This window comes from Listeria innocua, from assembly GCF_028596125.1.
Lineage (GTDB): Bacteria > Bacillota > Bacilli > Lactobacillales > Listeriaceae > Listeria > Listeria innocua.
This window is the reverse complement of sequence record NZ_CP117229.1, coordinates 1001503-1013774: the sequence shown is the minus strand read 5'-3', so window position 1 is coordinate 1013774 and position 12272 is coordinate 1001503. Positions and strand designations below refer to the sequence as shown.

The 12272-nt window shown below is 38.1% G+C and carries 13 protein-coding genes; 3 read left to right on the top strand and 10 right to left on the bottom strand.

Going from position 1 to position 12272, the window contains the following annotated elements; all coding sequences use genetic code 11:
- Positions 1-2 precede the first annotated feature (2 nt).
- The 7 genes from PQQ29_RS05605 to pdhA all read right to left on the bottom strand — a co-directional run bounded on the left by PQQ29_RS05605 (position 3) and on the right by pdhA (position 7100).
- Entirely contained in the window at positions 3-275 is a 273-nt protein-coding gene (locus tag PQQ29_RS05605; protein ID WP_003722685.1) for a UPF0223 family protein, read from the bottom strand.
- Positions 275-1225 (bottom strand): Rossmann-fold NAD(P)-binding domain-containing protein, encoded by a 951-nt coding sequence (locus PQQ29_RS05600; protein WP_187984086.1) that lies wholly within the window; start codon positions 1223-1225, stop codon positions 275-277. Before PQQ29_RS05600 ends, PQQ29_RS05605 begins: the two co-directional genes overlap by 1 nt.
- A gap of 128 nt (positions 1226-1353) precedes the next feature.
- Positions 1354-1665 carry a hypothetical protein gene (locus PQQ29_RS05595; RefSeq protein WP_003725567.1) on the bottom strand — a complete coding sequence of 104 codons (312 nt, stop codon included), beginning with the start codon at positions 1663-1665 and terminating at the stop codon, positions 1354-1356.
- A 186-nt stretch (positions 1666-1851) separates the two neighbouring features.
- Positions 1852-3255 (bottom strand): dihydrolipoyl dehydrogenase, encoded by a 1404-nt coding sequence (gene lpdA, locus PQQ29_RS05590; RefSeq protein WP_003727021.1) that lies wholly within the window; start codon positions 3253-3255, stop codon positions 1852-1854.
- 4 nt (positions 3256-3259) lie between these two features.
- Positions 3260-4894: a dihydrolipoyllysine-residue acetyltransferase gene (locus tag PQQ29_RS05585; RefSeq protein WP_010990728.1), complete on the bottom strand. Its 1635-nt coding sequence runs from the start codon at positions 4892-4894 to the stop codon at positions 3260-3262.
- Positions 4895-5004: 110 nt separating this feature from the next.
- On the bottom strand, positions 5005-5982 hold the full coding sequence (locus PQQ29_RS05580; RefSeq protein WP_003722680.1) for an alpha-ketoacid dehydrogenase subunit beta: 978 nt from the start codon (positions 5980-5982) through the stop codon (positions 5005-5007).
- Positions 5983-5984: 2 nt separating this feature from the next.
- Positions 5985-7100 carry a pyruvate dehydrogenase (acetyl-transferring) E1 component subunit alpha gene (gene pdhA, locus PQQ29_RS05575; RefSeq protein ID WP_003727023.1) on the bottom strand — a complete coding sequence of 372 codons (1116 nt, stop codon included), beginning with the start codon at positions 7098-7100 and terminating at the stop codon, positions 5985-5987.
- A gap of 833 nt (positions 7101-7933) precedes the next feature.
- Between pdhA and def the strand changes: the two genes are divergently transcribed.
- A complete protein-coding gene (gene def, locus PQQ29_RS05570) occupies positions 7934-8485 on the top strand; it encodes a peptide deformylase (RefSeq protein WP_003761600.1) in 552 nt (183 codons plus the stop codon).
- A gap of 46 nt (positions 8486-8531) precedes the next feature.
- On the opposite strand, the gene PQQ29_RS05565 is transcribed toward def, so the two are convergent.
- The gene (locus PQQ29_RS05565; RefSeq protein ID WP_003761597.1) at positions 8532-9083 is read right to left on the bottom strand and encodes a flavin reductase family protein; all 552 of its coding nucleotides are present in this window, start codon (positions 9081-9083) and stop codon (positions 8532-8534) included.
- A 136-nt stretch (positions 9084-9219) separates the two neighbouring features.
- On the opposite strand from PQQ29_RS05565, the gene PQQ29_RS05560 reads away from it, so the two are divergent.
- Complete coding sequence (locus PQQ29_RS05560) at positions 9220-10218, top strand: ThiF family adenylyltransferase (RefSeq protein WP_187984085.1); 999 nt, start codon at positions 9220-9222, stop codon at positions 10216-10218.
- 11 nt (positions 10219-10229) lie between these two features.
- A complete protein-coding gene (locus tag PQQ29_RS05555) occupies positions 10230-10718 on the top strand; it encodes a MogA/MoaB family molybdenum cofactor biosynthesis protein (RefSeq protein ID WP_010990726.1) in 489 nt (162 codons plus the stop codon).
- 32 nt (positions 10719-10750) lie between these two features.
- On the opposite strand, the gene moaA is transcribed toward PQQ29_RS05555, so the two are convergent.
- A complete protein-coding gene (gene moaA / locus PQQ29_RS05550) occupies positions 10751-11752 on the bottom strand; it encodes a GTP 3',8-cyclase MoaA (protein WP_033533180.1) in 1002 nt (333 codons plus the stop codon).
- 28 nt (positions 11753-11780) lie between these two features.
- The gene (gene moaC / locus PQQ29_RS05545; protein ID WP_187984084.1) at positions 11781-12263 is read right to left on the bottom strand and encodes a cyclic pyranopterin monophosphate synthase MoaC; all 483 of its coding nucleotides are present in this window, start codon (positions 12261-12263) and stop codon (positions 11781-11783) included.
- Positions 12264-12272: the final 9 nt, after the last annotated feature.

The window sequence follows — 12272 nt, the reverse complement described above, 5'->3', positions numbered from 1 at the left end:
AATTATGGTTGCATTTTTATTTTGCTTGTTGTTGCGTTTTTTACGAGTTGCATGACTTTATAGGCTGAATATCCACTTGCTTTTTCAAAGTCTATGCCAATCCGTTTTTCTTCTCCTTTTGCAGGTACTACTTGTTTAAATGCTCGGTATTTTTCTTTGAGTTCAAGTGTATCAATACCTTTTTCATATGCTCGTTCGATAGCTTCTAAAAATTGTACAACAATCGTCATTTCTTCGGTTGTCCAGTCTGGATTTAGTGGATAACTATATTCCATTAACTAATTCCTCCCTTATTATGCAGTAACCCCAATTTCTCGGTAGTTTTTGTTGTAATTCGCTTTAATTCTTTTTGTTCGTCATCGGATAGATTTAACTCCAGTAATTCTCTGACTCCCTCAGCGCCCACAACAGCTGGTACGCTAACGAAAACTGGTCTTTCTAAACCATATGCTTCCTTCACTTCTACGCCTACTGTAAGCACCCTTGCTTCATCTCGTAAAATGACTTCTGTTAATTCAGCGAGCACAGTTACAGTACTAAAGCGGAAGCTACAGCTATCTTTAGTTTCAACAGGAAAATCAGGAATTTTTGTAATCATGTTTGTTAAATTTTGTAAATCATCCGATGTGATTCTTTTTTGTTCTTCGGCTAAATAACTTAAAATCGGTTTGCCACCAAGGAAGGCTCGACTCCAAACGGGAATGACATCCTGAGTACTCTCTCCAATAATATAGCCATGCACGTTTTTAGGACTGATTTTAAATAGTTTAGCAATTTCTACTTGAAAATAAGAAGTTGCTAGCATGGTGCCAGGTGTAATAATTTGATTTGCTGGTAAGCCAGAAAAATGTTTAATTAAGGAAGCAACAATATTACTTTCGGCAGTCGCCACTAACACTATTCCTTGAAAACCAGTCGCCATCATCTTCTTCACTTTTTCTTTGATTAATGCTAAATTATCTTCATTTGAGAAAGACTCATTTGACATTTCTTCTTGAAAAAAAAGGACGAGATCCGCACTTCGACATTCATTAAAGGTTCCTGTGTTAACGGTTGCTGAAGAATGATAGTAGCTCGCATATTCAAAGTCTTGCACACTTGTTTTAGCTTGTTCATCTATTAAGTAAATCTCAGCGGGTAGTTTTTTTAAAAGAATTGTATGAATGTAGAGATTTTGTAGATTACTTCTGCCGATAACGACAATCTTTTTCTTCTTAGATGGCATATGGGTCTCCTCCTCATCAAGTCTCTTATTGTTATTTTAGCATGCTTCTACGGCAAAAATAAAATAACTTGACCGCATAAATAAAAAGCAATGCTCATTCGCTTTGCTTTTTACAAAATAATCTTATTTTAAGCCATTTCACGTCGTTTTACTTTTAAATAATGCGTTGCAAAACAGAAGAAGATTGGTAATACATAGCTAACGATAATAAGAATAATTACTTCTAAGATTCCTTTACCGATGTAGCCACCAGTCATTTTTACAAAGCCCGTAATTGGGGTTTCGAGAATTTGAATAACGGAACGCCATCCACCTGTATCATGCATGTGATGAATAAATCCTACAATAAAGGCCACAATCGTTAATAAAAAACAAATTCCTGCTACTACATACGCAAACCAAAATAGAGCTTTCTTCCAAGTTGCTGTTTGTTTCTCCATTTTTTCACCTGATTCAATTAGATTTGACTTGTTACGTTCACTTGTTACATTATACTCCTTTTTTTCTAAAACGGATACTTTAAATATTTCAAAAAATGAACTAAAAGAGTTTTTGTGAAATCACGCACTTATTTATATAGATAAAAAGCGGAAATACCCGTAAAGGATACTTCCGCTTTAAGTTGATTACATGTGAATTGGACGACCTAAAGCAAGTTCAGCTGCTTCCATTGTAAGCTCTCCAAGGGATGGATGAGCGTGGATAGTAAGCGCGATGTCTTCAGCTGTAATACCTGATTCGATTGCTAAGCCGATTTCTGAAATAATATCAGAAGCGTTCATTCCGGCAACTTGTGCACCGATAACTAGGCCATCTTCTTTACGAGTAACTAGACGAACAAATCCTTCAGGTGCATCTAAAGAAAGCGCACGACCGTTACCGCCGAATGGGAATTTAGCAGCTTTTACATCAAAGCCTTTTTCTTTTGCTTCTTTTTCTGTTAAACCAACTGTTGCAAGTTCTGGGTCACTGAAAACAACAGCTGGAAGTGCTGTATAATCGTTTTCTGCTTTTTCGCCAGCAATTGCTTCAGCAGCGATTTTTGCTTCATAGCTAGCTTTGTGAGCTAGAGGAACACCAGGAACGATGTCACCAATGGCGAAAATGTTAGAAACGTTAGAGCGACCTTGTTTGTCAACTTCTACTAAACCGCGTTCTGTTACTTTAACGCCAGCTTGTTCTAAACCGATTTCGTCTGTATTTGGACGACGACCTACTGTTACTAAAACATAATCAGCTTCGATAGTTTTTGTTTCACCGTTAGCTTCATAAGTTACTTTAACGCCGTTTTCAGTTTCTTCAGCAGATTTTGCAAGTGCTTTAGTAACCATTTCAACGTTTTTGCTTTTCAGATTACGTTTAACTAGGGAAACCATGTCTTTTTCGTATGTTGGTAAGATTTCTGGACCGCCTTCAAGGATAGTTAGTTCTGTACCAAGGTTAGCGAATGCTCCACCTAGTTCTGTTCCGATATATCCGCCGCCAATTACGACTAATTTTTTCGGAACTTCAGTTAATGCAAGTGCACCAGTCGAGCTTAATACACGTTTACCATATTTGAAACCTGGGATTTCGATTGGACGAGATCCTGTTGCAATGATAACGTTATTGAATGTATAAGTTTGAGCGGAGTCAGGGTGGATCACACGCAGGGAATGATCATCCACGAAGAACGCTTCTCCTTCTAACATTTCAACTTTATTTTTCTTAAGAAGGCCTTTAACACCTGATGTAAGCTTGTTAACTACGCCGCCTTTCCATTCTTGTGCTTTTGTGAAATCTAAGTTCACGTTGTCCGCTGTAATACCCATGTTATCAGAGTGTCCAGCTTCTTTAAAACGGTGACCGATTGTGATAAGTGCTTTAGAAGGAATACATCCAACGTTTAAGCACACACCACCGTAATATTCTTTTTCAATAATGGTAACTTTTTGTCCGAGTTGTGCAGCTCGGATTGCGGCTACATACCCACCTGGGCCTGCACCGATGACTATGGTGTCTCTTTCTTCTGGAAAATCGCCTACTACCATTTTGTTACACCTCCATTAGTAATAATTCTGGGTCGTTTAATAAACGTTTAATATTGTTCATTGCTTTTTGAGCAGTCGCGCCGTCAATTACACGGTGGTCAAAGCTCAAGGAAAGCGCTAGTACTGGTGCTGCTACAATTTCGCCATCTTTTACGATAGGTTTTTGAGCAATACGACCAACACCTAGGATAGCAACTTCTGGGTAATTAATTACTGGAGTGAACCATTGTCCGCCGGCAGAACCGATATTAGAAATAGTTGCGGAACCGTGGCGCATTTCGTCAGCTGTTAATTTACCATCACGTGCTTTTCCAGCTAGTTCGTTGATTTCATCAGAAATTTGGAATACGGATTTTTTATCAGCATTTTTAATTACTGGCACGTATAAACCGTGGTCTGTATCTGCTGCGATACCAACGTTGAAGTAATGTTTGTAAACAAGTTCTTCTGTCGCATCATCTAAAGTTGTGTTAAGCACTGGGAAGTCACGAAGCGTTGCAACAAGAGCTTTCACCATATAAGGTAAGAAAGTAAGTTTGATACCTTTTTCGGCAGCTACTTCTTTGAAACGTTTGCGGTGAGCCATAAGTGCAGTTACTTCGATTTCGTCCATTAAAGTAACGTGTGGTGCTGTATGTTTTGAGTTTACCATTGCTTTTGCAATCGCACGACGAGTTGGTGTTAATTTTTCGCGTGTTTCTGGGTAAGCATCGGAGCTTGCAACTGGTTGTTTTGCTGCTGCTTTTTCTGCTTTTGGTGCTGCTGCTTTTTCTTCTGTTTGAGCAGTAGTTGTTGCTGCAGCTGGTTGTTCGCCGTTTAGGAAAGCATCGATATCAGCTTTAACTACGCGGTTATTTTTTCCAGAGCCTGCTACTTCAGCGATATTAACGTCTTTTTCACGAGCATATTTACGTACAGAAGGCATTGCAATTACAAGGCCATTAGGATCTTTTTTAGATGATGGAGTTCCGTTTCCACCTGTAGCTGGAGCGGAAGTTGCATCGTTGTTTGTAAGTTCAGCTTCTTCTGCTGGGGATTCTGGAGTAGATTCATGACTAGCTTCTCCTTCAAAATCGCCTTCAAATGTTACTAATACTTGACCAACTGTCGCTACTGTACCTTCACTAACTAAAATATCTTTAACAGTTCCATCTACTGGAGAAGTAATTTCTTCGACAGATTTGTCGTTTTGTACTTCAAAAATGGACTGATCTTCTTCTACTTTATCGCCCGGTTGAATAAACCATTTAACAATTTCGCCTTCATGAATTCCTTCACCAATATCTGGTAATTTGAATTCAAAAATTCCTTTTCCGCTAGCTTGTGCGGGTGCTGGAGTTGATTCTGTGGATTCTGCTTTTGGTGCTGCGCTTTCTTCTTCGGCGTCGTCTTCGTGACCTTCTACGCCATCAAATGTTACTAGTACTTGTCCAACTGTAGCAACTGTACCTTCAGCAACTTTGATTTCTTTAATTGTTCCTGAAACTGGAGAAGTGATTTCTTCCACTGATTTGTCGTTTTGTACTTCAAATAGGGATTCATCTTCTTCAATCTTATCGCCTGGTTGTACAAACCATTTAACGATTTCACCTTCATGGATACCTTCACCGATATCCGGTAATTTAAATGAATATGCCATTTTATTAAGCCTCCTGTAATTTCTAAGGTTCAGATAAACTGAACCTTAGTATAAAAATATTTCTTTCCCCTTCTAAAACTCCCCATAAGTTTTAAAACGGTCATTATGAATTAAAATGCAATAACTTCTTTTACTCGTTCAATGATATCGTTATGATTTGGTAACCAAACTGTTTCTGCTTGAGAGAACGGGAATACGCTATCTGGAGCAGCAACACGCATAACTGGTGCTTCTAGAGAAAGGATTGCATGGTCGTTAATTTCTGCAACGATATTAGCTGCAATACCTGCTTGTTTTTGTGCTTCTTGAACTACTACAGCACGGTTTGTTTTCTTAACGGAAGCAATGATTGTTTCCACATCAATTGGGCTAATTGTACGTAAATCGATAACTTCTACAGATACGCCATCTTTTTCAAGAGCTTCTGCTGCTTTCATTGATTCTTGTACCATTGCACCGTAAGTGATGATAGAAACATCAGTACCTTCACGACGAACAGCTGCTTTACCAATTTCTACTGTGTATTCGCCTTCTGGAACTTCTTCACGGAAAGAACGATATAATTTCATATGCTCTAAGAAAATAACAGGATCGTTATCACGAATTGCAGAGATTAAAAGACCTTTTGCATCGTATGGAGTGGAAGGAATTACCACTTTTAAACCAGGAGATTGAGCCATTAATCCTTCTAAGTTATCAGCGTGCATTTCTGGTGTATGAACTCCACCACCAAAAGGTGCGCGAATTGTAATTGGAGCAGTACGAGTTCCGCCTGTACGGTAACGCATACGAGCCATTTGACCAGCAACGGAATCCATTACTTCAAATACGAAACCGAAGAATTGAATTTCTGGAACTGGACGGAAACCTTCAAGTGCAAGACCGATAGCAAGACCACCGATACCAGATTCTGCTAGAGGAGTATCGAATACACGATCTTCGCCAAATTTTTCTTGTAATCCTTCTGTTGCACGGAATACGCCGCCGTTTTTACCAACGTCTTCCCCAAAAACTAATACGTTTTCGTCTTTTTCAAGTTCTACTGCAAGCGCATCTGTAATCGCTTGAATCATTGTTTTTTGCGCCATGATTATTTCGACTCCTTCGCTTCATAGATTGCCAGTTGCTCTTTGATAGGAGCAGTTGGTGTTTCGTACATATTTTTAAGAAGATCAGTTACAGTTTGTTTTGGTGTAGCGTCTGCTTCTTTAATTGCTACTTTGATTTCTTCTTTAGCTTGATCGATAACAGCATTTTCTTTTTCTTCGTTCCAAAGGCCTTTACCTTCTAAGAAAGTACGGAAGCGAACGATTGGATCTTTAAGTTCCCATTCTCCGTCAAGTTCTTTTGTACGGTAACGAGTTGGATCATCACCAGAAAGTGTATGTGGACCATAACGGTAAGTCATCGTTTCGATTAATGTTGGGCCTTCACCAGCAACTGCACGTTCACGAGCGAATTTAGTTACAGCATATACTGCAAGTGGATCCATTCCGTCTACTTGTACGCCTGGGATTCCGGCTGCAACTGCTTTTTGAGCTAATGTTTCAGCAGCTGATTGTTTTTCACGAGGTGTAGAAATCGCGAATTTATTGTTTTGTACTACGAAGATTGCTGGAGCATGGTAAGCACCCGCAAAGTTCATTCCTTCATAGAAGTCACCTTGTGAAGAACCACCGTCACCTGTATAAGTGATTACAACAGCGTCTTTTTTACGTTTTTTAAGACCTAGAGCAACACCGGCAGCTTGCACGATTTGTGCACCGATGATGATTTGTGGTGATAATACATTTAAATCTTCAGGGAATTGGTTACCTACAAAGTGTCCACGAGAGAAAAGGAACGCTTTTGTAAGTGGAAGTCCGTGCCAGATAAGTTGAGGCACATCACGGTAACCTGGAAGAATATAATCATGTTTTTCAAGTGCATAGTGGCTTGCAAGTTGGGAAGCTTCTTGTCCAGCAGTTGGAGCATAGAACCCTAGACGTCCTTGACGGTTAAGTGAAATAGAACGTTGGTCAAGTACACGAGTCCAAACCATGCGAGTCATTAATTCTACTAACTCGTCATCAGTTAAATCCGGCATTAAATCTGGATTTACGATTTCTCCTTTTTCATTTAGAATTTGAACTAATTCAAATTGTTTATGAACAGCCTCAAATTGTTTCTTTACGTCGATAATAGCCTTCTTTGTTTTAGAAGCCATTTCGTATCCACCCTTTCGTCATTCACATTGTACAGTTTCAAATTCTTCATTAGTTAGGTATGCGTTTTATGTAACGCTCGTCCGGTCATTTACCCATCTAAATGGATTCTTTTAAAACTGCCATCCTGATTGTGTATTAATTATAATAGCGTAGTAAAAAGAAAAGTTATTCTATAGAAAGAAGCAGATTCCGGAAGCTTTTTTCTAAATTCCTATCAACTAATTACGCAGCCTCTCCAGTTATTACCACAAAATCCTCATTGAAAACATGGGTTTTAAGAGAGTTTGTGAAAAAACATTCATTCCTTCACAATGTTTCATAAAAAAACAGGAACTTTCCTTTTATTTAAAATGTTAATTCTGTTTTACTCAAAAACAAGAATTTTATTAATACACTAATCTTCTCTCTTAATTTACACTACCAAGATTATGAAGTCAATAAGTTAATCTCTAATTATTTTATCGCTTACAATGGCATTATAACTTAAATCATTCGCTTTCCAGTTCTGTATTAAAAAAAGATAAAACAGATGCAAACTGTTATATAATATTGCAACTCTCGCATTATCACACCTATTCCGAAGTTTTATTTATAAAATATTGTTAGTTTGTGAATTCACAAACTTATAAAATTTTTTACCGTTTCATTTATACGAACAATATATATATTTTATTTATAAATGTTCGTTATTTAAACTTTGCTATTTTTAACAAATATGCCTTTAGTCCTATGAAAACACGGTTTTTTCTTGGAAAGTAATATTTCATTCCTTTTTTTTCGTTCTTTTGTTAAAATAAGGATATGTTATTAAAGAACAGGAGAGAATCAAATCATGCTTACAATGGACGATATTGTACGAGAAGGTCATCCAGCACTTCGCGAAGTTGCAACAGAAGTGACTTTCCCGCTTTCAGATGAAGAAAAAAAATTAGGGCACGATATGCTCGAGTTTCTAATTAATAGTCAGGATGAAGAGTTAGCAGAAAAATACGGTTTGCGTGGTGGTGTTGGAATTGCGGCTCCACAACTAGCTGTAACAAAACGTTTCCTAGCTATCCATGTACACGATGAAAAAGATCGTCTTTATAGTTATGTGCTTTATAATCCAAAAATTCGTAGCCATTCTGTACAACAAGCTTGTCTTTCTGGTGGAGAAGGTTGCCTTTCCGTTGACCGTGAAGTTCCTGGTTATGTTGTACGTAGTGAACGAGTGACAATTGATGCCTTTGATGAAAATGGTACGCCACTTAAGCTCCGTTTTAAAGGCTATCCAGCAATTGTTGTGCAACATGAAATTGATCATTTGAATGGCGTTATGTTTTATGACCATATTAATAAAGAAAATCCATCTTACTTGCCACCTGATGTGGATGTATTTGGATGAAATGAATAAAACCCCGCAGGAATCTATATCCTGTGGGGTTTTTATTTTATAAATGTCCGCCAACTTTTTCTATTTTTATATCTAACTTGCGAAATTTACGTTCATAAGCATCGCCTGAAAAAAGAACTAAGTCTAGTTCATCATGTACGAAATTACCAGCTGTATCAATTAAAGTTTCCTCCATTAAACGTGTGTCAATTTTAGCAAAAACAGTATGATAGTCAGCATCTCTAATCGTTTGACCTACCGTACATTCAAAAATAATCGGGCATGAATCTATGTATAGTGCTCCGCTTTCACTTTTGGTTAGCTCAATCTGGTATTCTTTTACTTTATCGATACGCTTTCCGGATGAAAAGCCACCTTGTTCAATTAAATCGAACTGTTTAGTGGTCGGAAAATTCACGGCGAATTTCTCTCCCGGTTTTAAATAGTTGCTCGCGTTACTTTCGGCAGATATACCAATGACTAAAGTATCTCCAAGTGTATACGATGAGGATCCCGTTGACATTTGTGCTTCTCCTAGTTCATTTAAGTAAGTTAATAGAAAAACTGGATAAGCAGGATAAAATTTGGTTGTGTCTAGTTTCTTTTTCATAGTTAGCACCTCTAGGTTTTAAGTTTCTTTCTATTATAAAGTTCGTGAAGTGGAATTACAAGAATAAATCGGAACCTCGTAGATAGCTTCTTACAGTGATTTTCTGGTAAAATAAATAGGAAAGAAGGTGGAAAACTTGGAACGTTATGATAGACAAATGCGAGTCGCAAATATAGGTGAAATCGGTCAAGAGAAATTGCTTTCGAAAACGATTCTGATTGTTGGTGTTGGGGCAATTGGTTCCTACGCGGCGGAAATTTGTGCGCGCATGGGTTTTGGGAAATTGATTTTAATTGACCGCGATTATGTAGAATTAAGTAATTTACAACGACAATCACTTTATACAGAACTAGATGCGCTCGAGAAACAAGCAAAAGCGTATGCGGCACAGAAAGCACTATTGTTAATTAACAGCGAGATTGAAGTGGAATATATTGTTGACGATGCGAATATGACAAGTTTAACCCCTTTTGCTAAGAAAATTGATTACATACTTGATTGTACGGATAATTTTATGACTCGCGATTTTTTAAACCAATTTTGTTTTATCCATCAAATTCCTTGGATTTTTACTTCTTGTGCGGGAAATTATGCTAATCTTATGCCGATTATCCCTCCTGACTCTGCTTGTTTACACTGTTTGCTTGGTGATATTCCCCAAACAAATGCTGCAAGTTGCGATATTATTGGAGTTGATGGCGCGCTCATTCCGATGGTCGCGGGAATGCAAGTTTCGTTACTTACACAAATGATTTTAAACCCTGATTTCACCGCAAATACATACTATCAAATAGATAATTGGCAGTTGAATTTCCAATCTCTAGTTGTCAAAAAACGCCCTCACTGCACAGGCTGCTCACCTGAAAAAGTACGTTCGGAAGTACCCTTTTCTAAGCAAACTATCGCACTTTGTGGACGAGATACCGTACAGTTTCACCTTAAAAATAAAAGTAACTTCCGCGAAATAAAACAACGATTAGCGGAACAAAAAATGATTTATACGGAAAATCCAGCTTTACTAAGTTTTAATTATGAAAAATATCAATTTGTTATTTTTAAAAATGGTCGTGTTTTACTGCATGGAACTGAAAATTTAGCGGAGGCAAAGAAAATATACCAACTATTTTTTAATTAAGGGAGGAAGTTATGGAGCAAAAAACGTTTATTAAGGTAACTTGTAGTATTTTGACGATTAGTGATACAAGGAATTTAGAAACCGATACGAGCGGCAAACTGATTCAATCTTTGTTAGAAGCTGCGGGGCATCAAGTGATTACACGGGTTATTGTTCCTGACGACGCCCCTCGTATAAAACAGGAAATGGACAAATTAGCAGCTAACGGTTCCTTTTGTTTAATTACAAATGGCGGTACGGGAATTGCTAAGCGCGATGTTACTTATGAAGCTTTATTCGCAACTATTCAGCAAGAAATTCCTGGTTTTGGAGAAATTTTTCGGATGCTTAGTTACGAAGAAGTTGGTAGCCGCGCGATGGTATCTCGTGCTTTTGCAGGTTTTTCGAAGAGCGGTTTGCTGATTTTTGCCTTACCGGGGTCAAGTAATGCTTCGAGACTCGCTACGGAAAAATTAATTATACCTGAATTGCCGCATTTAATAGCGGAACGACAAAAATAAAACCATCCGGCTCGCGGGCCGGATGGTTTTATTTATCCACCAATTTGGCTCATACGTCGCCAAGTTGGTTTATTAGATTGAACTTCATCTTGTAATTTCAATGCCATTTCATGATTTTCTGGTTTATTATCAATTGCTTTTTGGACAAGTTGCATTAATTTTACTGGTTCATGTATAAATGGACGAATATTCATTTCCTCATCCCAGTACAAACAGGCTTTAATATAGCCATCTGCCGTGAGTCGCAATCGGTTACAGCTATCACAAAAATGCGCGCTAACTGGGTGTATTACGCCAAATGTCCCTTTTGCTCCTTTAATTCGGAAGTTTTCAGAAGGACCATTTCCGCGAATCGAATCAACTGGTTCATATTCGAAACTAGCATCATCACACGCTTTAAAAATAGTATCTAGAGGTAAGTACTTTTCTTTCCAACTCGTACCCGCATGACCAATCGGCATATATTCAATAAAGCGAATATTAATGTCTTTATCTTTTGTAAATCGGAGGAAATCCGTTATTTCGTCGTCGTTTTGCCCTTTGATTAAAACAACATTTAGTTTAATTGGGAATAGCCCAACTTCTTCCGCTTTTTGAATACCATCGAGTACTTTTTGCAAACGGCCGCCACGTGTAATTGCTTGAAAACGATCTGCATGTAAGGAATCCAAACTAATATTAACACGGGTTAATCCTGCTTCTTTCAAGGCCTCTGCTTTTTTCGCCAAATACATCGCATTCGTTGTAATCGAAATATCTTCTATCTCAGGAATTGCTCCAAGCCCGCGAACAATTTCCACAATATCGGTTCTAAGTAATGGTTCTCCACCCGTGATGCGAACTTTTTTGATGCCAAATTTCACCATTAACTCCATAAAACTGACAATTTCATCTTTGGATAGTACTTTTTCATGAGGCAAAAATGTCAGGCCTTCTTCGGGCATACAATACACACACCTTAAATTGCATCGATCTGTTACTGAAATCCTAATGTAATCGTGTACCCGCCCAAATTTATCCTTTAATAATTGCATAAAACAAAACTCCTATCCTACAAAATAGTTACGCTTCTGCTTTAAATGTCCCGCTTTTTCCACCTGTTTTTTCGACTAAATATGTTTTCTCTATTCGCATCCCTTTATCCATTGCTTTACACATATCATAAATTGTTAATGCCGCAACGGTAACAGCTGTCAGTGCTTCCATTTCTACCCCTGTTTTTCCAACAGTCACTACTTCTGATGTAATCGTTAATGCCGTCTTTCCATCATCGTTAAAAGAAATATCGGCTTTGGTTGTCATGATTGGATGGCACATCGGGATAAGCTCGCTCGTCTTTTTTGCCGCCATGATACCAGCCACTTGTGCAACGGCCAAAACGTCTCCTTTGGCAATTTTACCAGCATGAATACGCGCTAAGGTTTCTTCGTTCATATGTATGGTAGCTCTAGCGATTGCGCGACGTTTCGTTTCTGATTTGCTCGTGACATCGACCATTTTCGCACGTTTTTCATCATTAAAATGGGTTAAATCGTCTTTATCCATCTAGTATCC

What these genes read in the sequence shown, in the direction of transcription:
- PQQ29_RS05605 (WP_003722685.1), bottom strand. Translation starts at nt 275, where the DNA reads ATGGAATATAGTTATCCACTAAATCCAGACTGGACAACCGAAGAAATG.
- PQQ29_RS05600 (WP_187984086.1), bottom strand. Translation starts at nt 1,225, where the DNA reads ATGCCATCTAAGAAGAAAAAGATTGTCGTTATCGGCAGAAGTAATCTA.
- PQQ29_RS05595 (WP_003725567.1), bottom strand. Translation starts at nt 1,665, where the DNA reads ATGGAGAAACAAACAGCAACTTGGAAGAAAGCTCTATTTTGGTTTGCG.
- lpdA (WP_003727021.1), bottom strand. Translation starts at nt 3,255, where the DNA reads ATGGTAGTAGGCGATTTTCCAGAAGAAAGAGACACCATAGTCATCGGT.
- PQQ29_RS05585 (WP_010990728.1), bottom strand. Translation starts at nt 4,894, where the DNA reads ATGGCATATTCATTTAAATTACCGGATATCGGTGAAGGTATCCATGAA.
- PQQ29_RS05580 (WP_003722680.1), bottom strand. Translation starts at nt 5,982, where the DNA reads ATGGCGCAAAAAACAATGATTCAAGCGATTACAGATGCGCTTGCAGTA.
- pdhA (WP_003727023.1), bottom strand. Translation starts at nt 7,100, where the DNA reads ATGGCTTCTAAAACAAAGAAGGCTATTATCGACGTAAAGAAACAATTT.
- def (WP_003761600.1), top strand. Translation starts at nt 7,934, where the DNA reads ATGCTTACAATGGACGATATTGTACGAGAAGGTCATCCAGCACTTCGC.
- PQQ29_RS05565 (WP_003761597.1), bottom strand. Translation starts at nt 9,083, where the DNA reads ATGAAAAAGAAACTAGACACAACCAAATTTTATCCTGCTTATCCAGTT.
- PQQ29_RS05555 (WP_010990726.1), top strand. Translation starts at nt 10,230, where the DNA reads ATGGAGCAAAAAACGTTTATTAAGGTAACTTGTAGTATTTTGACGATT.
- moaA (WP_033533180.1), bottom strand. Translation starts at nt 11,752, where the DNA reads ATGCAATTATTAAAGGATAAATTTGGGCGGGTACACGATTACATTAGG.
- moaC (WP_187984084.1), bottom strand. Translation starts at nt 12,263, where the DNA reads ATGGATAAAGACGATTTAACCCATTTTAATGATGAAAAACGTGCGAAA.